The 21875-nt window shown below is 69.9% G+C and carries 21 protein-coding genes; 7 read left to right on the forward strand and 14 right to left on the reverse strand.

Annotated elements, in window-relative coordinates:
- Nucleotides 1-221 precede the first annotated feature (221 nt).
- Nucleotides 222-1148 carry an EamA family transporter gene (locus ASC66_RS04815; RefSeq protein WP_055835338.1) on the forward strand — a complete coding sequence of 309 codons (927 nt, stop codon included), beginning with the start codon at nucleotides 222-224 and terminating at the stop codon, nucleotides 1146-1148.
- Nucleotides 1149-1253: 105 nt separating this feature from the next.
- Here ASC66_RS04815 and ASC66_RS04820 read toward each other — a convergent pair whose 3' ends face one another.
- From ASC66_RS04820 to ASC66_RS04840, 5 genes are all read right to left on the reverse strand, one after another.
- The gene (locus ASC66_RS04820) at nucleotides 1254-2516 is read right to left on the reverse strand and encodes a glycosyltransferase (RefSeq protein ID WP_055835341.1); all 1263 of its coding nucleotides are present in this window, start codon (nucleotides 2514-2516) and stop codon (nucleotides 1254-1256) included.
- A 49-nt stretch (nucleotides 2517-2565) separates the two neighbouring features.
- Entirely contained in the window at nucleotides 2566-3447 is an 882-nt protein-coding gene (locus tag ASC66_RS04825) for a shikimate 5-dehydrogenase (RefSeq protein WP_200944703.1), read from the reverse strand.
- Between the two features lie 22 nt (nucleotides 3448-3469).
- The gene (locus tag ASC66_RS04830) at nucleotides 3470-3904 is read right to left on the reverse strand and encodes a VOC family protein (protein ID WP_055835345.1); all 435 of its coding nucleotides are present in this window, start codon (nucleotides 3902-3904) and stop codon (nucleotides 3470-3472) included.
- A 186-nt stretch (nucleotides 3905-4090) separates the two neighbouring features.
- The gene (locus tag ASC66_RS04835; protein ID WP_055835348.1) at nucleotides 4091-4576 is read right to left on the reverse strand and encodes an SRPBCC family protein; all 486 of its coding nucleotides are present in this window, start codon (nucleotides 4574-4576) and stop codon (nucleotides 4091-4093) included.
- Nucleotides 4573-4965 carry an ArsR/SmtB family transcription factor gene (locus ASC66_RS04840; RefSeq protein ID WP_055835351.1) on the reverse strand — a complete coding sequence of 131 codons (393 nt, stop codon included), beginning with the start codon at nucleotides 4963-4965 and terminating at the stop codon, nucleotides 4573-4575. Before ASC66_RS04840 ends, ASC66_RS04835 begins: the two co-directional genes overlap by 4 nt.
- Before the next feature lie 205 nt (nucleotides 4966-5170).
- On the opposite strand from ASC66_RS04840, the gene ASC66_RS04845 reads away from it, so the two are divergent.
- Nucleotides 5171-5902: an SDR family oxidoreductase gene (locus ASC66_RS04845; protein ID WP_055835354.1), complete on the forward strand. Its 732-nt coding sequence runs from the start codon at nucleotides 5171-5173 to the stop codon at nucleotides 5900-5902.
- Between the two features lie 45 nt (nucleotides 5903-5947).
- Here the strand turns inward: ASC66_RS04845 and ASC66_RS04850 are convergent, their stop codons facing one another.
- Together ASC66_RS04850 and ASC66_RS04855 are read right to left on the reverse strand one after the other, a co-directional pair.
- The gene (locus ASC66_RS04850) at nucleotides 5948-6877 is read right to left on the reverse strand and encodes an AEC family transporter (protein WP_055835357.1); all 930 of its coding nucleotides are present in this window, start codon (nucleotides 6875-6877) and stop codon (nucleotides 5948-5950) included.
- 196 nt (nucleotides 6878-7073) lie between these two features.
- On the reverse strand, nucleotides 7074-7778 hold the full coding sequence (locus tag ASC66_RS04855; RefSeq protein WP_055835360.1) for a VOC family protein: 705 nt from the start codon (nucleotides 7776-7778) through the stop codon (nucleotides 7074-7076).
- A gap of 149 nt (nucleotides 7779-7927) precedes the next feature.
- Between ASC66_RS04855 and ASC66_RS04860 the strand changes: the two genes are divergently transcribed.
- Nucleotides 7928-8392, forward strand: coding sequence for a hypothetical protein (locus ASC66_RS04860; protein ID WP_055835363.1), 465 nt, complete (start codon nucleotides 7928-7930; stop codon nucleotides 8390-8392).
- Nucleotides 8393-8590: 198 nt separating this feature from the next.
- Here ASC66_RS04860 and ASC66_RS04865 read toward each other — a convergent pair whose 3' ends face one another.
- The gene (locus ASC66_RS04865; RefSeq protein ID WP_055835365.1) at nucleotides 8591-9196 is read right to left on the reverse strand and encodes a hypothetical protein; all 606 of its coding nucleotides are present in this window, start codon (nucleotides 9194-9196) and stop codon (nucleotides 8591-8593) included.
- 92 nt (nucleotides 9197-9288) lie between these two features.
- Between ASC66_RS04865 and ASC66_RS04870 the strand changes: the two genes are divergently transcribed.
- A complete protein-coding gene (locus tag ASC66_RS04870) occupies nucleotides 9289-9567 on the forward strand; it encodes a glutaredoxin family protein (protein ID WP_055836359.1) in 279 nt (92 codons plus the stop codon).
- Nucleotides 9568-9768: 201 nt separating this feature from the next.
- Here the strand turns inward: ASC66_RS04870 and ASC66_RS04875 are convergent, their stop codons facing one another.
- A complete protein-coding gene (locus ASC66_RS04875; protein ID WP_082492014.1) occupies nucleotides 9769-10728 on the reverse strand; it encodes an FKBP-type peptidyl-prolyl cis-trans isomerase in 960 nt (319 codons plus the stop codon).
- Nucleotides 10729-10901: 173 nt separating this feature from the next.
- On the opposite strand from ASC66_RS04875, the gene ASC66_RS04880 reads away from it, so the two are divergent.
- Nucleotides 10902-12011 carry an LLM class flavin-dependent oxidoreductase gene (locus tag ASC66_RS04880; protein WP_055835372.1) on the forward strand — a complete coding sequence of 370 codons (1110 nt, stop codon included), beginning with the start codon at nucleotides 10902-10904 and terminating at the stop codon, nucleotides 12009-12011.
- Here the strand turns inward: ASC66_RS04880 and ASC66_RS04885 are convergent.
- Both ASC66_RS04885 and ASC66_RS04890 read right to left on the reverse strand, forming a co-directional pair.
- Complete coding sequence (locus ASC66_RS04885) at nucleotides 11987-12577, reverse strand: dihydrofolate reductase family protein (protein WP_055835377.1); 591 nt, start codon at nucleotides 12575-12577, stop codon at nucleotides 11987-11989. The genes ASC66_RS04880 and ASC66_RS04885 overlap by 25 nt on opposite strands.
- A gap of 120 nt (nucleotides 12578-12697) precedes the next feature.
- Nucleotides 12698-13483 carry an SDR family oxidoreductase gene (locus ASC66_RS04890; protein WP_055835380.1) on the reverse strand — a complete coding sequence of 262 codons (786 nt, stop codon included), beginning with the start codon at nucleotides 13481-13483 and terminating at the stop codon, nucleotides 12698-12700.
- A 197-nt stretch (nucleotides 13484-13680) separates the two neighbouring features.
- Here ASC66_RS04890 and ASC66_RS04895 point away from each other — a divergent pair, with 197 nt between their 5' ends.
- On the forward strand, nucleotides 13681-14928 hold the full coding sequence (locus ASC66_RS04895) for an exonuclease SbcCD subunit D (protein WP_055835383.1): 1248 nt from the start codon (nucleotides 13681-13683) through the stop codon (nucleotides 14926-14928).
- Entirely contained in the window at nucleotides 14925-18047 is a 3123-nt protein-coding gene (locus tag ASC66_RS04900; protein ID WP_055835386.1) for an AAA family ATPase, read from the forward strand. The genes ASC66_RS04895 and ASC66_RS04900 overlap by 4 nt, the downstream gene beginning before the upstream one ends.
- Before the next feature lie 33 nt (nucleotides 18048-18080).
- Here the strand turns inward: ASC66_RS04900 and ASC66_RS04905 are convergent, their stop codons facing one another.
- From ASC66_RS04905 to ASC66_RS04915, 3 genes are read right to left on the reverse strand one after another with little or no spacing between them, the layout of a single operon-like run.
- Nucleotides 18081-18383, reverse strand: coding sequence for a putative quinol monooxygenase (locus ASC66_RS04905; RefSeq protein WP_055835390.1), 303 nt, complete (start codon nucleotides 18381-18383; stop codon nucleotides 18081-18083).
- Between the two features lie 58 nt (nucleotides 18384-18441).
- Nucleotides 18442-20361 (reverse strand): SDR family NAD(P)-dependent oxidoreductase, encoded by a 1920-nt coding sequence (locus ASC66_RS04910; RefSeq protein WP_200944705.1) that lies wholly within the window; start codon nucleotides 20359-20361, stop codon nucleotides 18442-18444.
- A gap of 5 nt (nucleotides 20362-20366) precedes the next feature.
- Nucleotides 20367-21866, reverse strand: coding sequence for an FGGY-family carbohydrate kinase (locus ASC66_RS04915; protein WP_200944707.1), 1500 nt, complete (start codon nucleotides 21864-21866; stop codon nucleotides 20367-20369).
- Between the last annotated feature and the right edge of the window lie 9 nt (nucleotides 21867-21875).

Here is a 21875-nt window from a genome sequence, read left to right on the forward strand (position 1 = left end):
GATGTGGTGCCCGCCCGATTGCGCGCCGAACGCCGCGATGTGACCGCAGCATGACGCCAAGCAGGGCGACTGGGCGACCCCCCTGCGGGGGTCAGTCGCAGCCTAGGGAAGCACACCGACACTGCCAAGGGGGTGCCATTGTTTTTCTCTTGCGCTTAAGCAGATTGTCACCTTCGCTGCTCACATGAGCAGCGTGTCGGCCGGTCTAGTCTGGAGCCCTCATGCTCATCGCACTCCTCGGTCTGACCGGCGCGCTCGTCTACGGCGCCGCCGATTTCTTCGGAGGGCTCTCCGCCAGGCGCATCAGCGCGGTGCTGACGACGGCGGTGACGGCCGCGGCCGGGCTCGCGGTGCTGCTCCTCGCGCTGCCGTGGCTGGGCGGGGCGTGGTCGGCATCCGCCATCGGTTGGGGCGCCCTCTCCGGCGTGACGGGCGCGTTGGCCATCTCGATGCTCTACGCGTGCCTGGCGATCGGCCCGATGAGCATCCTCTCGCCGCTCACCGCCGTCGTCTCCGCGATCGTGCCGATGACGCTCGGCCTGCTGCGCGGCGAGGCGTTCTCCCCGATCGGCTACTGGGCGCTCGGCCTCGCCCTGCTCGCGGTCGTGCTCGTCGGTTTCGTGCCGGAACAGGGTGCCGTGCGGCCGAGCCTCCGCGGCATCCTGATGGCGATCGGCAGCGGGGCGGCGATCGGCACCTTCATGATCCTGATCGACCTCACGCCGGAGGACAGCGGGATCGTGCCGCTGTTGTTCAACCGGGGCGTGAACGCAGCGATCATGTTCGCCGTCGTGCTGCTGCTGTGGCGCATCGGGGCACGGCGGGTGAGCGGAGCCGGGCCGGAAGGTGCGGCATCCGCCGCCGGCCCCGTGGATTTCACGAAACGGGCGCTGCGCCCGTCGGCGACAACCGTGCGCACCGGGCTGCTGCTCGCCGTCGCGGCCGGGGCGGTGGACGCCGTCGCCAATGTGTTCATGCTGATCGGCCTGCGACTCGGCGAACTCAGCGTGATGAGTGTGCTCGTCGCGATGTACCCGGCCGGCACGATCCTCCTCGCCGCACTCGTGCTCAAGGAACGCATCGCCCCCGTGCAGTGGGTGGGACTTGCCTTGGCGATCACCGCGGCCGGGCTGCTCGCCCTCGCCTGAGCCGCTCGCTCGAGATCGCAGTTCGACGGCTTCCGGGCGCCGGAAAGGCGTCAAACTGCGGTCTGGATGCCGTGCCGAAGCGGGAGCGGGAGGACGTGGACCGGCTCAGGACTCCAGCTCCGCGAGCAGCGCTCCCCCGGCGGCGTCGCGTGCGACGGCCCGCCCGAGCCTCTGCGCGGCGACGCGGTAGTCCGAGTCGGCGAGCACCGTGAGCACCGCGCCGGCGATCCGCTCCGCCGATGCCGACCGGGGCACCGCGATGCCGGCGCCGCGGCTGGTGACGCGCACCGCGTTGTCCGCCTGGTCACGCCCGTGGTGCAGGATGACGAGCGGCAGGCCGGCCGCGAGCGACTTGACGACCGTGCCATGGCCGCCGTGCGTGACGACGAGGCTCGCCTCACGCATCGCGGCGCTGTGCGGGGCGGAGGCGACGACGCTGACGTTCGCGGGTGCGTGGATCGCCTCCGGGCGGATTGCCGGCCCCGTGGTCACGAGGCCTCGGACGGGCAGACTTCCGAGCGCGTCGGTGATGCGCTGGAGGCAGCCGACGTGGTTCTGGAAGGTCGAGGAGAGGGCGACGAGCACGAGTGGCGCCCGCCCATCCGGTGGCGTCCAGGCGTCGTCGGCCGCCCACTCTGGGTCGTCGAGCACGGCGCCGACGTACCGGGCGTTGCCGGGCAGTGTGGCCGGGAAGTCGAACGCGGCCGAGGTGAGAACGAGCTGACGGCGGGCACGGTGCATCTGATCCCAGGTGTGCGCGATCGGATCGAGGCCGTTCGCGGCGCGCACCCGGTTGAGCGGCGCGAGCGCGTAGTGATCGAAGAGCCTGCCGCTGATCGCGGTCGCCGCCCGATCCCGCATTCGCCCGAGCGAGCCGCGCGCGGGTGTGAGCCCGGCGCCGAACGGTGGCATGCCAGGCGCCGGCAACGGATAGGCGTTCGGGAACAGCACGTCGAACGGCACGCCGCACGCCTCGGCTGCGATCATCGCTCCGACGGCGAAAGACGAGGTCAGCACCAGCTCTGGCCGGCTCCTGTCGATGGCAGCGACGGTGTCGTGCGCCTGGCTCGGGGCCGGATCGGTCATCATCTGCTCGGCCATCCCGCGCGCGAGACGCGTCGGAGTGCGCAGATCCCAGTCGTGGAAGGGCTCCGCCGGCCGCCACGACCAGGGCAGGAACGTCGCCCCCGTGCCGATCACCTGCTCGGCCATCGAGGGCTCCGCGAGCACCGTCACCGTGTGGCCGCGGGCGTGGAGCCGCCTGACGACGCCGAGCTCCGGGGGGACCGTGCCGCCACCGTCGGTGAGTGCGAACAGGTAGCTGCGCGGGTGTGGGCCCGCATCGGCCCGAGGCTCGGCGGAATTCATGGCGGCCACTCTACGCAGCGCGCACCGCGCGCCGCATGGGTGGCAGCACCTACTCCTGGCGGAGCGAGAAGGCGGAGGCCTCGGCCACGAGCTCGGCGCTCGGGCGCACACCGGTGTAGAGCACGAACTGCTCCTCGGCCTGGATGGCGATCACCTCTGCGCCCGTGATCACGCGCTTGCCCGCGGCTCGCGCCGCGCGGATCAGCGGGGTCTCGCTGGGCATCGCGACGACGTCCCAGACGACGGATGCGGCGGCGATCGCGGCATCCGAGAACGACTGTTCCGCACTCTCGGCTCCGCCGGCCATGCCGATCGGCGTCACGTTGACGAGCAGTCCTGCCCCGACCGCGACGTCGGTGCGCGGGGCGTCTGCGGCGTCAGGGGCGCCAGCGGCATCCGGCACAGCGCAGGACGGCGCCTGGGTGGCAACCCGCCAGCCGTACTGCTCCGCCAGCGCACGCCCCGCTGCCTCGTTGCGGGCGAGCACGGTGCCGTCGGTGAAGCCTGCGTCGCGGAGCGCGGCGACGACCGCCTTCGCCATGCCGCCGCTGCCCCGCACGACGACGGGGCACGGCGCCACCGCGTGCCGCTCGACGAGGCGCTGGATCGCCAGGTAGTCGGTGTTGTATGCCTTCAAGTGGCCGTCGTTGTTGACGATCGTGTTGACCGACTCGATCGCGGCGGCCGATGGGTCGAGCTCGTCGACGAGCGGGATCACCGCCTCCTTGAATGGCATCGACACGGCGCAGCCGCGGATGCCGAGCCCGCGCACACCGGCGATGGCGGCGGGCAGGTCGCCCGTGCTGAACGCCTTGTAGATGTAGTTCAGCTCGAGCGCGTCGTAGAGGTAGTTGTGAAAGCGCGTGCCGATGTTGCTCGGTCGGCCCGAGAGCGAGATGCAGAGGGTCATGTCCTTGTTGAGAATCGGCATCTCAGAACTCTAGGCGCTCGGCTCAGTCGTCGCCTCCGAAGCGGCCACGTGCCTCGAGCGGGATGAGCGGCTTCTCGGCGCGCACGCGCAGCTCCTGCACGGCCCAGCTGTTGCCGTCCGGATCGGAGAAGCCGAAGAAGGTGCCGCCGTCCCTGGCGTCGAAGGTCACGATCTCACTCGCTTCGACACCGCGCGAGATCAGTTCATCGCGGGCGGCCTGGGCATCGGAGACGACGAGCTGCAGCCCGCGCATCGACCCTGGGGCCATTTCGTTCTGTGCGGGCAGATCGCCGATCACGATCGAGCAGCCAGATCCCTGCGGGGTGAGCTGGACGACGTGCATCTGCTCGGTCCTGGTGTCATGGTCGAGGTGGAATCCCACCTGGTCGCGGTAGAACGCCACCGCGCGGTCGATGTCGCTGACCGGCAGAACGATGACTTCGAGTGTCCAATCCATGGTGCTTCTCCTGACTGCTGGTGAGTGTTCTGGTGGCGCGGTGCTGGTGCCGTGCGCTCGCGCCGTGCCGGTGGCGTGCCGGTGCCGTGCCGGACCTGTGCCGCTGAGCGCGAGCCGGGCGGATGCCGCAAGGTCGGGCCACGCGGCATCCGCCGGCCGGTTCGCTGCTCAGAGTGTCGTCAGCCGTCAGAGTGTCGTCAGCAGCTGGTCGAGGCGGTTGTAGCCCTCGGACATGCCGCGCTCCATGCCGCTGGAGACCATGCCGTCGCGTGCCTCCTGGCTCGGGTAGACGGAGTGCCCGACGAGGCGGGTTCGCCCGTCGCCGAGGTCTTCGAAGCGCATGGACTCGATGCTGACGGCATCCGCGAAGCCCTCGTACTCGAAGGTCTGGATCGCGAAATCATTCGGCCGGACCACGTGGAAGACGCCATTGAACGCGTACTCCTCACCGTCTGGTGCGCGGTGGATGTAGCGGTAGCCGCCGCCCGTGACGAAGTTGAAGCGCTCGATCTCGACGTCGTAGCCGTCTGGGCCGAGCCACTGCTTGACCAGATCCGGTTCCGCGTGGGCGCGGAAGACCGCGGCGACGGGGGCGTCGAATTCCCGCACGAAGTCGACGTACTGCACGCCTTCCGGAGCAGTGACGGTGAGAGCGTTGGTGGTGGTACTCATTGTTCTTTCTCCTTGGATTCGGTGGTGCCGGCATCACTCGCGCCGGTGTCGGTGTTCGTCAGTGATCCGAGCAGGGCGTCGAGCCGACGGAACTGCGCCTCGTGGATGAGCCGGTAGCCGTCGATCCAGGCCGTGAGCCGTTCGAGGGCGCCGGCATCGAGGTGCACCGGCCGGCGCTGGGCGTCACGGCTGCGCGTGACCAACCCGGCATGTTCGAGCACCTGAATGTGCTTGGACACCGCCTGCTTGGAGATCTCGAATGGTTCGGCGAGCTCGTTGACCGTCGCCGGCCCGCGGCTGAGCCTGGCGATGATCTCCCGCCGCACGGGGTCGGCCAGCGCCATGAAGGCCCGGTCGAGACGCCCATCGGCGTGGAGGTCGAGGCTCATAATCAACCCTTTGCTTGATCAACTGTTTTATTGATCACGAATGTACGCCGGGTCGCGCAGCCCGTCAAGACCCCGACGCAAATCGTCATCGCCGCGGATGCCGCCTGCCCCCGTGACAGCATGAAATCCACCGGTTCTCGCGCCGCCAGAGACCAGGCAGAAGCCCGCCAGAGACCGACGCAGAAAAACTGTGCAGAGGAGACCAATGCCCACCGCAGCCACCCCCGACCAGCCCGCCCCGCGCCCGGGGAGCGAGCGCCCGGTCGCACTTGTCACGGGCGCGACGGGCGGCATGGGCGCGGCGATCGTCGCCGAGCTGTCCACCACGCACGACGTGATCGCGGTCGGCCGCTCGGCCGACGCCCTGGCCGCACTGGCGGCGGAGACGGGATGCCGCACGCAGCTGCTGGAGCTCACCGACTTTGCCGCGTTCGCAGCCGTCGCCGCTTTGCCCCGCGTGGACGTGCTCGTACACGCGGCGGCGATCGCTCCCCGGCTGGGTGTCGCCGCGGCATCCGTCGACGACTGGGAGCTCGTGCTGCGGAGCAATGTGATCGCGCCCGCGGAGCTCACCCGGGTGCTGCTGCCGCAGCTGCGCGCGGCGGCGGGGACGGTCGTCTTCATCGGCTCCGGTGCCGGCACGCGGGCGATTCCCGGCAGCGCCGTCTACGCGGCCAGCAAGCACGCCCTGAAGGCGGTCGCCGATGTGCTGCGGATCGATGAGTCGTCGGCGCGGCTGCGCGTGGCGACCGTCGCGCCCGGGCAGACCGACACTCCCCTGTTGCGCTCCGGCAATGAGAGCGCGGGCGAGCCGTACGAGCCGGAGAAGTACATCCGGCCGAGCTCGGTCGCAGACGCGGTGCGCTTCGTCGTTGATGCCCCGGCCGATGTGCACATCACCGACATCGCGGTGCGTCCGCGGCGCGAGCTCGCCTAGCGCTCGGCGCTGCGCTCGGAACTAGGAGAAGAGCTGCGCTCGGAACTACGAGAAGAGCAGTGCGATGCCGAGCAGCACGGGCACGCAGCCGAGCGTGGTGACGAAGACGGTGTCGCGCGCCAGAATCTCGCCGGTGTCGTAGCGCTGCGCGTAGTTGAACACGTTCTGGGCCGTCGGCAGCGCGGCGAGCACGACCACGACGTAGAGCGCCGTGGGGTCGAGGCGGAAGACGAAGGCGCCGAACAGCCAGGCGACAACGGGCATCACGATCAGCTTCAGCACCGAGGCCACGAGCACGAGCTTGCGTCCGCTCCCCGGGCTCAGCATCCGCTGGCCGGCGAGCGAGAGCCCGAAGCTGATCAGTATCAGCGGGATCGCGGCCTCGCCGACGCTGGCGATCGGGTCGTGCACGACGGCCGGCAGCGTGATGCCCGCGAGCGCCACGAGCAGGCCGGCGAGTGAGCCGATGATGATCGGGTTGCGAAAGGTCTGGCCGAGGATCCGCGGCAGCGAGGTGGAGCCGGTGACCTTCGCATCAAGGATCGCGAGCGCAATCGGGGTGAAGACAAGCAGCTGCAGGAGCACAATCGGAGCCGCGTAGGCGACGTCGCCGAGCATGTACAGCGCGATCGGGATGCCCATGTTGTTGGCGTTGACGTAACCGGATGCCAGCGAGCCGATGACCGACTCGGCGAGCGGGCGGCGCCAGAGCCATGCCAGCACGGCGAACAGCAGTGCCATGAGCGCTCCAGCGATCGCCGAGACCGGGAGCAGTGCGGAGAACAGCGTGTGCACATCGGCGCCGGAGAGCACGGTGAAGAGCAGCAGCGGCGAGAGCACGAAGAATACGAGGCGACTGAGCACGGGACGCGCGTGCTCGCCGAGCACATTCGTGCGCCCGACGATGTAGCCGAGCAGGATCGGCAGCAGGATGACGGCGAGAGCGGTCACGACGCCGTCGACGCCTGCTTCCATACCGATTCGCCCCTCGCTGCTTCACGCTGCGCCGCGGCGCACCTTCGAATCCTATCGACGCCTCGGGCCCGATCGGCCCGAGGCCGGATACCCCCGAGTTTCGACGGGCTCAACCAACGGGCATCTGCTCCGCCAACGGGTTTCGACAGGCTCAACCAGCGGAGGCCCCATTGATTGAGCTTGTCGAAATGCGCGGCTAGCGCAGTTCGACCTCGCCGAGCGTGCCGCGCACGGTCGCGATCAGCGCCGGCGTCTCGCCCTGCGCGATGTCCAGCGGCACCCCGAGTTCCGCCAGCTGCGCCCGCAGTTCGGCCGGGCGCGGGTGCTCGCCGCGGAGCGCGACGAGTTCCAGCGTCGGCAGCTCGCTGAGTCCGGGGTGGGCGGTCGTTCCCCAGTCGATCAGGAACGGCACGATCGGCGAGACATGGCCGGGCGGTGCCGTGAAGCTCCACGCCAGCACGGAGCCGTCCGGCTTCGTACGGGACTGCGCTGCAACATCGCCGAGCACGAGTCCGGCCGCACGGGCGCGCGCTGCGGCATCCTCGATGCTCGCCGGCCCGAGGTGCACGGCGTAGCTGCTGAGGGTGGGCGCCTGCAGCGAGTTGATGCCGAAGATCTCGATCTCGGATGCCGCGCGCTCCCCCTCCGGGTCCGGCCCGATGATCTCGAGGTAGTGCGGGCCGCGGGCGCCGGCCACCGTGAAGGCGATGAGGGCGTTGGCGGTGCCGATGGCGTGACGCCCGCCGGGGGCGGCGGTGACACCGGTGCGTTCGGCGATGTTCGCGACGGCGGCGGAGAGGTCCGGCCCGGCGAAGACGAGGTGGTCGATGGCCGCGGCGAGCGCCTCGGTCAACGGCGCGTCGAGCGGGGCGGGGCGGGTGTCAGCGGTGGCGTCGGTCATGGCTGACAATCTCCCACACCCGTGGCGACCGTCGCGGCGGGCGCGACCAACACCGTAACGTTCGCCGCGCCCGGCCGGACGCCCGCCCTATCGCGTGGCGCCGCGATGCGGATACGCTGCAGACATCATTCGCTTGGGGAGGACGATCGATGTCGACGATCAGCAGCAATCTGGACAAGTCTCTGCGCCTGGCGCACATCGCGAGCATCGGCGTCATCGTGCTCGGTGTCATCTTCATCGTGGTCGGGGTCGTGGCATGGATCGCGGTGAGCGTCAAGCTGCGCGCGGAGGGCATCACCGTGAGCGAGGGGGCGCCGTTCCTCGAGGGGTGGGAGGTCGCCGGCCCGCTGACCGCATTCGCTCAGGCCGACATCATCAACACCCACGCCCTCGCCATGACCGACGGGCTGACCTACGCGCAGCTCGCGCAGGACGACCCGATGCGTGCCACCGTCATGAACGCCTCGTTCCTGCGGGCCTCGCTCTTCACCTCGGTGATCTCCTTCGGCATCGCACTCTTCGCGATCGGCGTCGGAGTCGTCTCGATCCTGCTCGGCTGGACCTCCAAGACGCTGTTGAAGGCGCGCGGCACCTCGGCAGCCGTCGCCGCGTAGCCTCAGCGGGCGGACCGTCCCGGCACGGCGCCCGTGCGGACTCAGGCACGCGTTCTGCGCCAGTTACCGCGCTACGCGCCAGTAGTTTCTGCGTCATATCCCGGTAACTGGCGCGAGCGCTCGGGCGACGTCGCCGAGCCGGCAGCGTGCGCGGTGACTGGCGCGGTGGGCGGGCAAGATGCCGCGGCATCCACCCCGTTACCAGCGGCGGTTCGCGGCACGCACCTCGCGGCGGAGCTCCTTGCGAAGCTGCTTCACGCGCTTCTCCGGCGTGCCATCTGACTTGTCTTCGACGAGGAGTGGCGGCCACACGTCGTCGAGCTTCTTCTCGATCACGGCCGAGATCTCACTCCACGCATCTGCCCTGGCCCTGGCAATGAAGGAGTCGAGGTACTCGCGGTCCTCGCGCAGGCGCCAGAGTCGTTCGGCGACGGCGGCGTGCACCTTCTCCCGACGTCGCAGATTGGCGACGTCGTCGGTGCGGTAGTCGTGGTGGTGCAGGGCCTTGCCCTCACGGTTGGCGGCCGAGCCGCGTTCATCCTCGGCGATCGAGGCCGACTCGTCCTCCTGCTGCACCTCTTCGTAGAGGGCGGCCCGTGCGGCATCGCGCACCCGCTCGTCGTCGAACGCATCCGGCTCCGTCAGCACACCGATGATGATCTGGTTCTTCAGCGCCATCCGGGCGCCGAACTCCGCCAACATCACGCCTTCCTCGATCTGTTCGTCGAGGGAGACCTCATCACGCTTGGGGATCGCCTCATCGTCGAACGGCGTGAATCCCTTGCGCCTGCGACGTGCCATCATGCCCTGCCGTACTCGTCTTCGACCTCGGTGTCGGCCGCACCAGCGGCCTGCCTCCAGCGTATCGCCCAGCCTCGCGCTTTAGCATGGGTGACATGACCGACGCTTCCGCATCCGCCGAGACCTTTGACCGCATCACCATGTTCGGCGCGACCTGGTGCAGCGACTGCCGCCGCTCCAAGTCGCTGCTCGACACCCTCGGAGTCGACTACGACTACGTCGACCTCGAGATCGAGATCGAGGGTGCAGACCGCGCCAAGGCCATCAGCGGCCGCACCAACATCCCGGTGATCGTGTTCCCGGATGCCACCCACATGGTGGAGCCGCGCGACTCCGAGCTGCACGCGAAGCTCGGCGAGCTCGCCGCCATCTAGCCGGTCTGGCTCGCCTCGCGCGCCTCGCCGCCTCCATGCCGCCTCGCCGCGGCGAGATGCCAGAGATGGCCCCTTCAGACGCTCCGAAGGGGCCATCTCTGGCATCTCGCGGGTGAGGGGATGCCGTTGGCGCCACGTGGAAACACGGAGGGCCCGCTCTCTCGAGCGGGCCCTCCGTGTTTCGCTGTTTACGCGAGGTGCTTACTCGACATCCAGGATCTCGATCACGAAGACGAGGGTCTGGCCGGCGAGCTCGTGCTCACTGCTGCCCTCGACGCCGTAGCCATACTCCGGCGGGATCGAGACGACGAGCTTGGTTCCGACCTTCTGGCCGACGAGCGCGGTGCCGAAGCCCTCGACGACGCTCGTGGTCGGCAGAACCAGCGGCTCCTTGCCGTAGCTCTGGTCGAAGATCTCGCCGGTGTTCCAGTTGGTGCCCTGGTAGTTCGTGGTGACGGTGTCACCCTTCTTGATGACGGCGCCGTCGCCCTCTTCGATCACGTCGACGAGCAGCTCTGGCCGCGGCTCACCCTCCGGCAGCGTCAGAACGGGCGGCTCCTCGCCATTGAACTTGACGGTCGGCGGGTTCTCGGTCCACTCCTCCGCGGTGAGCGGCGGAACGATCTTGGAGACATCGGTCACGACGACGACGCTCTCGTTGGCCGCGATGCCGAGGCCTTCGCTGCCGGCCTCGCCAAAGAGGTCGGCGGCGGGAATCGTGGTGACGACGCGCGAGCCGACGGGCACGCACTCGATGCCGGCGAGGAACGCCGGGAAGATCTGCGGGTCACCGACGGTGAAGGTCGCGTCTTCGGCGATCGCCGCCTCACCGGTGGTGCCCTTGAAGACGTTGATGCGCAGATCGACGCTGTCGCCCGCCGCGGTCACGTCGCCGTCGCCCTCGTCCACGATCGTGCGCTGCAGCTCGGTCGCCTCGAACGGGGTGGTGAACTCGGCCGTGACCTCCTTGCCGAAGTCACCGCTGACCGTGACCGATTCGCTCTCGTCGCCGGAGGTGTACGAGGTGCACGCATCGGCGGCCGGCGTCGCGGTCGCATCTGAATCAGAGTCGCTGCCAGCCGCGCATCCCGTGAGAACGAGGGCGCTCGCGGCCAGGAGCGCCAGCGGCGCCATGCGGCGCAACGGTGTGGTCATTTTCATGCTGGAAAGTTCTCGATTCCGTGTGGGTGCAATTCGGAGTGCCGCGAACGGCCTCGTCGAGTCTGGCAGCTCGAACTTGGGCTTGGCTGAACGCGCGCCGGACGGATGCCGAATGCCGGCGCCTGATCATGCCCTGCGGAATAGCCACGCCTCCTCGCGGGTTCCGAACTGTGATGACTTCTGCAGCCGGCGCCCCCGAGTCCACCCCGACCACCCCGATCTCTCCCCGCCTCTCCGTGCTCGATCTGGTGCCCGTGCGCACCGGGCAGAGCAGCGCACAGGCGGTCGCGGCATCCGTCGCGCTCGCCCAGACGGCCGACGAACTCGGATACGAGCGCTACTGGCTGGCCGAGCACCACAACATGCCCGCCGTCGCGTCGACAGCGCCGCCCGTGCTGATCGCAGCGATCGCCAGCCGCACCGAGCGGATCCGAGTCGGTTCCGGCGGCGTGATGCTGCCGAACCACGCGCCGCTGATCGTGGCCGAGCAGTTCGCGGCACTCGAGGCGATCGCGCCCGGCCGCATCGACCTCGGCATCGGCCGCGCTCCCGGCAGCGACCCGGTGATCTCGGCGCTGCTGCGGCAGAGCGGATCGACCAGCGAGGTCGAGCGCTTCCCGGAGAACATCACCGAGATCCAGGCCCTGCTGCAGCCGACCGGCGCCTCCTTCTCGCTGACCAGCGGACAGGAGTACACGGTGCACGCGACGCCGGCGGCATCCAGTGCCCCGACGATCTGGCTGCTCGGTTCGAGCGAGTACTCCGCGCGGCTCGCCGCGCGCCTCGGCCTGCCCTATGTCTTTGCGAACCACTTCAGCGGCGAGGGCCTCGCCGCCGCCATGCGGATCTATCGCGGCGAGTACCAGCCGAGTGAGGGGCACCCCACGCCGCAGTCGTTCCTCACGTTGAACGCCTCGGTCGCGCCGACGCTCGAGGAGGCTCGCGCCCGCGCCCTGCCGCAGCTGCGCATGATGGCTCGGCTGCGGATGGGCCAGCGGTTGACGGCGCTCGAGACCGTGGAGCAGGCCGCGGCGGCCGAGCTGGACGCCCCGGATGCCGCCCGCGCCTCGTTCATCGCGGCCGCCGAGTCCCGCTGGCTCATCGGCACGCCGGAGACGGCCAGGGCAGAGCTCGCCGCCTTCGCAGCCGAGCATGGCGTCGACGAGGTGATGGTGTCGGCGATCGGCGGTTCCCACGCGAATGAGCCGATCGACCGCACGCCTGGCCGCGAGCAGACGCTGCGCCTGCTCACGGCTGCTCAGCCGGATGTATCGCGGGTGTAGCTGAGGATGACGACGCCGCTGGGCGCGACGGTGCTCGCGCTCAGCGCGAACCGGGCGAGGTGGCCGCGGTCGTCGAACATGCGCTTGCCTGCGCCGAGGACGACCGGGATGAGCAGGAGGCGATACTCATCCACCAGGTCGTGCTGTGCCAGTGCGCGGACGAGGGTCCCCGCCCCGAAAACGACGAGCTCACCGTCGGTGCGGCGCTTCAGATCCGTGACCGCGGGCGCCAGCTCGCCCGCGACCGGTGAGGAATTCCGCCACGCGAGATCGCCAGGGGACGACGTGACGACGTGCTTCGGCATGCGGTTCATGGCCGCGATCGCCGGCTCGGACTCGTCGGCATCCGCCCACGCCCCGGAGAGGATCTCGTAGGTTCGGCGGCCGAGCAGCATGCCGGAAGCGCCGACCGTGACCGATTCCATGAACGCGTTGACCGTGTCGTCGCCGTACGGAAGCACCCAGCCGCCGCGCTCGAAGCCGCCGTCACGATCCTCATCGGGCGAGAGCGGTGACTGGATCACCCCATCGAGGCTGATGAAATTCACGACGACCACCCGGCCCATGGTCGGCCTCCTCATGCTCTGCGACGCGCCTGGTGCGGCAGTCTACGGCAGCGTGATGCGACTCCGGCCGTGCCCGTCTGCTCTCGCGGCGGGCACGGCCGGAGGCCGCAGCATCGTGGGTCAGTCCCAGATGTTGTCGCCGCGGAGCGTGGCGTCGGCTCCGCCGTCGGTGTAGATCGTCTGACCGGTCGTGTGCGTGTTCTCCTCGCTCGTCAACCAGGCCAGGAGACGCGCGATCACGATCGGCTCGGAGTGGCCGTTCAACGGCATCGGCACGGCGGCGTCGACCATGGCACGCCCCTCCTCGCTTGCCAGCAGCTCACGGGTCATGGCGGTGACGACGGTCCCGGGGGCCACCGCGTTCAACGGGATGCCGGCGCCGGCCCAGCGCTCGGTGATCGCCTCGCGACGGATCCACCGGCTGAGGGCACGCTTGCTCGACGGGTAGTTGAGGTAGCCGGTCTCCGGGCCCTTCTCCGCCAGCGCCGTGCCGATCGCGACGGCCGCCTGCTCGTCGCCGCTCAGGAGCGCCTCGACGAGTTCTGCCGAGTTCGGCTGCAGCGAGGCCATCGAGCTCACGGCCGCGACGCGCGGCGCGCTGCTGCGGGCCAGCGCCGGGGCGAGGGCCTCGAGGAATTCGGTGACGCCGAAGAAGTTGACCGAGACGGTCAGCGCGATCGGCGCCGAGATTCCGGCAGCGGCGATGACGGCGTCGATCTGGCCATCGGATGCCGCGAGCACGGCCTCCGCAGCCGCGGCCCGACCGGCCGAGGTCGAGAGGTCGGCGACGACGTCGGCGCCACGCAGGTCGACGCCGATCACCCGATTTCCGCGCTCCCGCAGCAGTTCGGCCGTTGCGGCGCCGATTCCCGATGCTGAGCCTGTGACGACATAGGTGCGATTCATGAGTCGAGCGTACGACCGGGCCCTGTGACCGTTGACGGTCGGCGCCAAGATGCACCTGCTACTCGCCCCGCGTTCACCTCGCTGCCTTCTCACCTATTTGGCTTCTCGGCCGTCAGGCTTCCCACCCGTCTGCCTTCTCACGCGGTGACCGCGTGGCCGCACACTGTCGTGTCAGCGGCCACCGCTACCGTGGAGTCATGCGGATCTTGCACACCTCGGACTGGCACGTCGGGCGCACCTTTCACGGGCATTCCACGCTCGCGGCGCTCGACGAGGTGCTGCGTGAGCTGGCCGCGCTCGTGCGCGAACGGGCTATCGACGTCGTGCTCGTCGCCGGCGACGTTTTCGACTCCGCCGTGCCGTCGCAAGGCAGCTACGAGCTGCTGGGCCGGGCGCTCAGCGCGATCCGTGAGGCCGGTGCCACCGTCATCCTGAGCAGCGGCAACCACGACTCCGCGACCCGTCTCGGCTTCCAATCGGAGTTCGCGGCCTTCGGCGGCGTGCACGTGCTCGCCAAAACCGAACAGCTCGACCGACCCGTCACGCTCGCCGACGTGCACGGCGACGTGCAGTTCTACGGCATCCCCTATCTCGAGCCGGCGCTCGTGCGCGGGCTCTACCCGGGCATCCCCCTGCGCACTCACGCCCAGGTCCTCGGCTTCGCGATGGACCGCGTGCGCACCGACCTGGCGGCGCGTGGCGGCCGCAGCGTGGTCATGTCACACTGCTTCGCGGTGAACGTCGGTGGCGGCGACAACGGTGACGGCACCATCGGTGCGGGCGCAGCGCCCGCCATGCTTGACAACGCTTCAGGCCCGATCTCCGATGACGTCGTGCGCGACATCACCGCCGGCGGGCTCGACCTGGTGCCGCTGTCGACCTTCGACGGACCGGACTACGTGGCCCTCGGCCACATCCACGGCCGCTCGACCCTCAGCGAGCGGGCGCGCTACTCCGGTGCCCCGCTGCACTTCTCCTTCAGCGAGGCCGGCAAACCGCGCGGCGGCTGGCTCGTCGAGCTCGGCGCCGACGGCCTCGAATCGGTGGAGTGGCTCGAACTGCCGACTCCCCGCCGCCTCAGCATCCTCACCGGCACCCTCGACGAGCTGATGACGGATGCCGCGCACGAGCACGCCGCGCAGGACTGGGTGTTCGCGGTGCTCACCGACCAGTCCCGCCCGCTCGATGCCATGCGCACGCTGCAGACGCGGTTCCGGTGGTGCGCGACGCTCGACCACCGCCCGAGCGTCGTCGCGGCCGCATCCGGGGCCAGCTACGCCGAACGTATCAAGGCCAAGAGCGACGGCGAGATCGTCGGCGGCTTTCTCGAGCACGTGCGCAACGGCGTCGGCGCCAGCGACGCCGAACGCGCGCTGCTGGCCGAGGTCATAGCCCTGAATGGCTCACAGCGGGACGATGCCAGACGGGACGGCGACGCGGCATGAGGATCAACCGGCTCACCGTGCAGGGCTTCGGCCCGTACAAGACCGCGCAGCACGTGGATTTCGACGCCTTCGCCGACGACGGCATCTTCCTGATGGGCGGCAAGACCGGCGCGGGCAAGTCGAGCATCCTCGACGCGATCTGTTTCGCGCTCTACGACGGTGTTCCGCGCTACGACGGCACCAAGGGCCGGCTGCGCAGCGACCACTGCGGGCCAGACGACGCCAGCCTGGTCACGCTCGAGTTCACGGCGGGCGACACCCGCTACCGGGTCGAGCGCGCGCCCGAGTACGAGCGGCAGAAGTCGCGGGGTATCGGCACCGTCACCCAGAAGCCGACCGCAGAGCTGTTCGAGCTCCGGGACGGCGAGTGGATCGGAATCGAGGCTGGCCCGCGCACCGTCGGCCCGCGCGTCGCCGAGCTCGTCGGACTCAACCGCGACCAGTTCCTGCAGGTGATCCTGCTGGCCCAGAACCGCTTCCAGCAGTTCCTGTTGGCCAAGAGCGAGGCCCGCCAGGATGTGCTGCGCTCGCTCTTCGGCACGCGCCGCTTCCAGGACTACGAGCTCGCGATCACCGAACAGCGCAAGTCCCTGGACGGCGAGCTGGGCTCGCAACGCACGACGCTCGCCCAGATGCTCGAGCAGGCCGTGACGATCGCCCGCTCGCTCGGCCTCGGGGTGGATGACGAAACGGCACCGGGCGCTGCGGCCACCGGCGCGGAGGCAGCCGATTCTGCGGCCGAGACTCGTGCACCGGATGCCGCCGACGATCCCACAGTCGCCGATCTCCTGCGCGTCCCGGAGCCGCCCCTGCCCGAGCAGGTGACGCCGTGGCTCGCCGAGCTCGGCGCTGCGGCGCACGAGCAGCTGTCGAGCGCCGCACGTGAGGCGGATGCCGCCGACGCGGCGTTCACGCTCGCCGACGGTGCACACGACGCACTCGTCGCCCGGCGCACCGCGCAACTGCGCCGCGCAGACGCCGAGCAACGGCTGGACACCCTGCGCGCGGCATCCGCGGCCGTCGACGCCGACCGGGCCGCGCTCACCGCGGCCGGCCGCGCCGATGTCGCGATCGGCGCCGTCACGGCGGCACGCCGCGGGCGGACGGCGGCCGCCCACGCCGCAGCCGCATTGGCCGGCGCGCAGCGCGCCTTCGCCGCGTCAGAGACCGCTCGCGCTGCCGATGCCGACCCCGCAGACCCGGGCTCGGCCGCCCCGACCGCGGCGGAGATCGACGCGGTGGTCGAGCGCACGACGCTGCAGCAGGGCGCCCTCGATGACGCCATGCTGCTCGAACGCGAGATGCCGGCGCAGCTGGCTGAGCTCGAACGGCTGCGGCGCGCGCAGGAGACCGCTGAGACGGCCCTCGCCGAGGCTCTCGAACACACGGCGGCTCTACCCGCGCTGATCGCGGCCGACAGCGATCGGATCGCTGAGCTGATGGCGGTCGCCGCCACTCTCGAGGGCACGACCGCGGAGTTCGGCCGGCTGACGACGGCGCTCGAGCACGCCGAGACCGCCGTGACGCTCGAGACCCGGCTCGCCGCCGCCCGCGCGCTCGAACTCACGAGCGGGCAGGAGAGCACCGCAGCATCCGCCGAACTCGACCGGCTGCGCGCTGTCAGGCTGAACGGCCATGCCGCCGAACTCGCCGTCGCGTTGCGTGACGGTGATCCCTGCGCCGTGTGCGGTGCGACAGAGCACCCGCGTCCGGCGGAGACGTCGGCTGACGCCGTGACCGAGTCCGACATCGAGGAGGCCGAGGCCGTGCTGGCCGAGCGGCGCGAGCGTGCAGAGGAGGCCAGGCGTGCCGCCGGCGCGCTCGCGGAGAGGCTGGCCGCGGCAACGGCCAGCGCCGGCGGACGCACCGCTTCCGAACTCGCCGAGTTGATCGTGGCGGCGACAGCGGCCCGCGACACCGCCACGGCCGCCGCGAACGAGCTGGAGCGGCTGAGCTCCGCGCTCACGGCGCGGCGCGCAGAGCTCGAGAGCGCAGAGGCCAACGTCGGCTCGCTCCGGGAGGCGCTCGGACACGCAGCGACGGCGGTGACGACGGCCGGCACCCGGCGCGACTCCGCCGAGCAACGACTCGCCGAGCAGCGCGCCGGCTACGCCACGGTGGCCGAGCGCAGCTCCGCCCTCGCGGACACGCTCCGGCTGGCTCGCGGGCTCGCCGAGGCGATCGCCGCAGACACATCGGCCGCGGCCGCCCTCATCGACGCAGATGCCGCCCTCGCCGGCCAGCTGTCTGCACACGGATTCGCCTCGGCGGACGCGGTCACCGCCGCCCACCTCGACGCCTCCGCGCGTGCCGCGATCGAGACGCGCGTGCGGGCACACGACGATGCCGTCGCAGCCGCGACTGCGACGCTCGGCGAGCCGGAACTGGCAGAGCTTCCGGCCGATCTGATCGAACTGGACGCCTCGGCGGCAGCGCTGGCAGCGGCCCGCGACACCCGAGACGCCGCGCTCGCCCGTCACGCCACGGTGCGCGGGCAGGCGGAAGCCCTCGACGAGCTCATCGGTCGCGCCGGGCGGCTGATCACGGCATCCGCCGAGCTGATTGAACGCTACGAGGTCGTCGCACGGCTCGCGGCCACGCTCAAGGGCGATGCCCCGAACGAGCGGCGGATGCGCCTCGAGAGCTTCGTGCTCGCGGCCGAGCTGGAAGAGATCGTCGCGGCGGCGAACGCACGGCTGCGCCAGATGAGCGGCGGCCGGTACACGCTTGAGCACGATGACGGGATCGCCCACCGCGGCGCCCAGTCCGGACTCGGTCTGGCCATTCTGGACGGCCACACCGGCCAGCAGCGGGCGACGCACTCCCTCTCGGGTGGCGAGACCTTCCTGGCCTCTCTCGCGCTCGCGCTCGGCCTCGCCGAGGTCGTGACGGGGCGGGCAGGCGGCATCACGCTTGACACCCTGTTCATCGACGAAGGATTCGGCTCTCTGGATGCCGACACCCTCGAGATCGCGATGGCGACGCTCGACAGCCTCCGCACCGGCGGCCGCACGATCGGGCTGATCAGCCACGTCGAGGCGATGAAGGAGCAGATTCACGCCTCGCTGCAGGTGAGCGTCGGCGAGCACGGCTGGAGCACGATCACGCAGGCGGCGTGAGCCACGGCTCGATCGCAGCCTCAAACGCTCCGACTACACGAGCGTCGCGACCGCCTTGGTTGAGGACCGGGCTTCGAGCAGCGGCACGATCTGTTCCACCCCGATGCGGGTGAAGTGCTCGGTATCGCGGTGCGCCGCGAAACCGGCCTGATCTACGAAGCGCTCCACGATCACGACCTCCCCCGGGTTCTCGACATTGCGGAAGTACTCGAAACTGACGCAGCCGGGCTCGGCGCGCGTTGCCGTGGTCAGCTCGGCGAGCAGCTCGAGCACAGTCTCGAGTTGTCCGTCCCTCGGCTGGTAACGCGCAATGACCTGGAAGAAGCTGTCCGACACGGTGATGGTCCTTTGTTTCGATGGGGCGCGAGTGCGCGGTTGAGCATGGCCGAGGCAACTAGATCACGCGGTCGTTGCCGCCATCCACCGTGATGTGTGCACCCGTGGTTGCCGGGAACCCCGCGCAGAGCGCCACGACGGCATCCGCGACCATGGCACTCGTCACCTCGATGCCCAGCAGGTTGCGGGTGCGGTACTCCTCGACGGTCAGGCCGTAGCGCGCTGCCCGCTCGGCGAGTAACTCCGTGGTCCAGATCGCGGTGTCGAAGACGGCATCGGGCTCGACGTGGTTGACCCGGATGCCGTCGGCGGCCCATTCCAGCGCCGCGACCCTGGCGAGCTGGGCCGCCGCGGTCTTGCTGGCGGAGTAGGCGGCGGCACCTGGGCCGGGCGCCGCAACGTTCTTGGTCGACACCAGCACGACGCGGCCGCCTCGCGGCGCGAGCGCGAGCAGCGGATGCGTCACCCGCAGTGCCCGCGCAACAGCCGTGGCGTTCACCCGGAGCGAGCGATCCCAGAGTGTGTCATCGAGAGAGGACAGCGGTGCGCTCTCCGGGAAGATTCCGGCCGCGACAACGAGCATGTCGATGCCGCCGAACTCGCGCGCGGCGAGATCGATGGCCGCGTCCAGTACCGCGGTGTCGCTCACGTCGCCGACGACAGCGCGCCACGAGCGCCCCTCGAAAGTCGACACGACGGAGTCGTTGAGGTCGATGCCCACCACGGCGGCGCCACGCGACAAGAGCGCGGCGGCGCACGCCCGGCCGATCCCCGACGCCGCACCGGTGACCACGGCCACCTCGCCCTCGAGATCACGGCCGATCATCGTCTGCCGAACGCGTGCCTGCTCCAGCTCCCAATACTCGATCTCGAAGCTCTGCGCCTCGTTGAGCGAGTGATATCCGCCGTCGCGATCGGCGGCATCGATGATGTCCATCGTGTGCACATAGATGTCGTGCACCGCATCCGCCGCCGCCGGTGTCGCTCCTGCGGTCAACAGCCCGAGCCGGGCATCGAGCACGACACGTGGGGCCGGGTCAAGCACGGTGTACTCACCGTCGCCACGGTTCTGGGCGACATAGCGCAGGTAATCGTCGGCATAGGCCCGCACGTCGGTGCCGAGCAGCGGCGTCCGCTTGGTGCGGATCACGTGTTCCGGCGTTGCGGTTCCGCGCGCCGTGACGGCGGCGAGGTCGTCACGAGCGGCGAAGGCCAACGCCCGCTCCGAGCTGGATTGCCGCAACAGCAGCGGGCGGCCCGCAGCCTGAGCGATGTCCCGCCGCAGCCTGGCCAGCTCGAACGGCTCCCCCGATCGGGACACGCTCTCTCCTTCATGGCCCCAGTTCTCGATCCCGAGAGCTGCAGATGCCGTGGCCACCAGAGCGAGGTGTCGCTCGAGCGCGAGCTCAGCGTCATCCGCGAAAGTGAAGAGCCCGTGGTTGGACAGCACGATCGCATCCGCGTCTCCCAGCTCGGTCGAGGCAACCAGCCGAGCCAGATCAAAGCCCGGCATGATGTACGGCAGGACGACGACCCGCTCACCCAGGACCTGGGCGGCGCGCCGCAGCCCGTCTGGCTGGTCGGTCAGGGCCACGATGGCGTCAGCGTGCGAGTGCAGAACCACACGGGCGGGCAGATGGGCGTGCAACAGCGCCTCGATCGACGCGGTCGGCGCCGTGGCCGAGAGCGACGCCTGGCGCAATTCATTGACCATGCTTGAGTCGCTCAGCGTCGGCAGCTTCAACAGGGCAAGCAGCCGGTCACGGCGGAGCGGGGCAAAGCCCTGTGCCTGAATCGTGCCCAGATCCCAGCCGCTGCCCTTGACGAGCAGCAGCTCGATCTCCTCGCCGGTCACGTCCGTGCCGAGCGCCTTGATCGAGGTGTTTCCTCCGCCGTGCAGCACGAGCTTCGGATCGTCGCCGAGCGCGCGTGACACGCGCACAATCTCCTCGAGCGCACCCTGCAGTGCGTGCTCCATTGCCGTCATCGTGCGGCCTCCGTCCATACCTGTCCCATGGCGGCGAGCACTCGGTCGAAGCGCTCCCCCTGTAGTTGATAGCTGTCACGGTCCCTACCCGGCGACACCACGAGTGCGGGGTCCGGGCTCACTCCCCAGCCGCCGGTATCGTGACCGGTTCCAGTGGCCGCGAGCAACGCAACGCCGCGTGCACCGAGCTCTGTTCCCAGCTGTCTGCGCACGGGGTGGTCAATCACGTCGGCGAACATCTGTGCCCACAGCGGGTTCTTGGCGCCACCGCCAGCGAGTGTCCATGGCTCATCCGAGACCTCGGCACCGCTGGAACGCAACTTGGCCAACTGCACCCGGTGGTACTGGGTGATGCCCTCCGCAACGGCCCGCGCAATTTCGCGGTGGCCGTGGCTGCCTTTGACACCGATCAGGGTTCCGGACGCCCCGAGGTGCTCGGGCGCGCCGTGGACGAACGGCAGGAAGATCAGACCATCGGCACCGGGCGGAACGGACTCCGCCGCCGCGAGAAGCTGCTGCGGCGTGACACCGTCAGCCGCCAGGGTCGACATCAGTGAGGAATACCACTCGATGCTGGCGGCTGACGTCGGGGCCACCTCCTGCGCGAGCATGAGTTTGGGATCTGGAAGCAACGCGTTCAGGGTGACTCGGGGCGGCGCATCCTTGACGGGCACGACGACCGAGTTGATCGCCCAGGTGCCAACGATGACCGTGACGTCGCCACGTTTTGTCGCGCCTGCCCCGATCGGGCTGGCCACGCAATCCATGCACCCTGCCACCACGGGAATCCCGGCCGCGAGGCCGGTGCGGGCAGCGGCCTCGCCGGTGACCGCGCCGACGACGGCATCCGAGTTCGCCAGTGGTGGCTGCAAGCGCATCAGCTCACGCGGAACGCCGAGCACGTCGAACACCTCCGGCTCGTAGCGCCGCTCGGCCAGATTGACCAGTCCGCACCCAGAGGCATCGGAGTAGTCGGCGGTCGCGCGGCCGACGAGGCAGGCGGTGATCCAGTCTTTGCAGGTCAGCGCCCAGCGTGCCCGCTCCAGAGCCTCCGGCTCGTTGTCATGCAGCCAGCGCAACAGCACACCGGGCTGCCCGGCCCACGGCATCGAGCCGGTAATGGCACGTACCCGTTCCACTTCGGCCTCGTCCAGGCCAGCCACGATGTTCTCGCTGCGCGTGTCGGTCGAGGCGAAGGCACTCCGCACCGGGGCCAGCGCCTCATCGACGAGGTAGAGTCCGTTGCCGTGGCCGGTAGCGCCGATCGACTGCACGGCCCAGCCATGTGCGTCGAGCCAGCCGGTCAGGTGTCCGAGCACATCGGCCACGACACCCCAGAGCGCGGCCATGTCGATCTCCTGGCGGTCGGAGGCGACGGCCACGCGAGGATTCGGGGCGGAGTAGCTCCGCAGCTCGTTGCCATCCGCGTCGAATGCGGCGGCCTTCGCCGACGTGAGGCCGACATCAATCCCGATGAAACACTGTTGAACTGACACTGTCGCTTC

The organism is Leifsonia sp. Root4 (genome assembly GCF_001425085.1).
In the GTDB taxonomy this organism is placed as follows: Bacteria; Actinomycetota; Actinomycetes; order Actinomycetales; family Microbacteriaceae; genus Microterricola.

Coding starts and splice junctions, on each gene's coding strand:
- ASC66_RS04815 (WP_055835338.1), top strand. CDS start 222: ATGCTCATCGCACTCCTCGGTCTGACCGGCGCGCTCGTCTACGGCGCC.
- ASC66_RS04820 (WP_055835341.1), bottom strand. CDS start 2,516: ATGAATTCCGCCGAGCCTCGGGCCGATGCGGGCCCACACCCGCGCAGC.
- ASC66_RS04825 (WP_200944703.1), bottom strand. CDS start 3,447: ATGCCGATTCTCAACAAGGACATGACCCTCTGCATCTCGCTCTCGGGC.
- ASC66_RS04830 (WP_055835345.1), bottom strand. CDS start 3,904: ATGGATTGGACACTCGAAGTCATCGTTCTGCCGGTCAGCGACATCGAC.
- ASC66_RS04835 (WP_055835348.1), bottom strand. CDS start 4,576: ATGAGTACCACCACCAACGCTCTCACCGTCACTGCTCCGGAAGGCGTG.
- ASC66_RS04840 (WP_055835351.1), bottom strand. CDS start 4,965: ATGAGCCTCGACCTCCACGCCGATGGGCGTCTCGACCGGGCCTTCATG.
- ASC66_RS04845 (WP_055835354.1), top strand. CDS start 5,171: ATGCCCACCGCAGCCACCCCCGACCAGCCCGCCCCGCGCCCGGGGAGC.
- ASC66_RS04850 (WP_055835357.1), bottom strand. CDS start 6,877: ATGGAAGCAGGCGTCGACGGCGTCGTGACCGCTCTCGCCGTCATCCTG.
- ASC66_RS04855 (WP_055835360.1), bottom strand. CDS start 7,778: ATGACCGACGCCACCGCTGACACCCGCCCCGCCCCGCTCGACGCGCCG.
- ASC66_RS04860 (WP_055835363.1), top strand. CDS start 7,928: ATGTCGACGATCAGCAGCAATCTGGACAAGTCTCTGCGCCTGGCGCAC.
- ASC66_RS04865 (WP_055835365.1), bottom strand. CDS start 9,196: ATGATGGCACGTCGCAGGCGCAAGGGATTCACGCCGTTCGACGATGAG.
- ASC66_RS04870 (WP_055836359.1), top strand. CDS start 9,289: ATGACCGACGCTTCCGCATCCGCCGAGACCTTTGACCGCATCACCATG.
- ASC66_RS04875 (WP_082492014.1), bottom strand. CDS start 10,728: ATGAAAATGACCACACCGTTGCGCCGCATGGCGCCGCTGGCGCTCCTG.
- ASC66_RS04880 (WP_055835372.1), top strand. CDS start 10,902: ATGACTTCTGCAGCCGGCGCCCCCGAGTCCACCCCGACCACCCCGATC.
- ASC66_RS04885 (WP_055835377.1), bottom strand. CDS start 12,577: ATGGGCCGGGTGGTCGTCGTGAATTTCATCAGCCTCGATGGGGTGATC.
- ASC66_RS04890 (WP_055835380.1), bottom strand. CDS start 13,483: ATGAATCGCACCTATGTCGTCACAGGCTCAGCATCGGGAATCGGCGCC.
- ASC66_RS04895 (WP_055835383.1), top strand. CDS start 13,681: ATGCGGATCTTGCACACCTCGGACTGGCACGTCGGGCGCACCTTTCAC.
- ASC66_RS04900 (WP_055835386.1), top strand. CDS start 14,925: ATGAGGATCAACCGGCTCACCGTGCAGGGCTTCGGCCCGTACAAGACC.
- ASC66_RS04910 (WP_200944705.1), bottom strand. CDS start 20,361: ATGGAGCACGCACTGCAGGGTGCGCTCGAGGAGATTGTGCGCGTGTCA.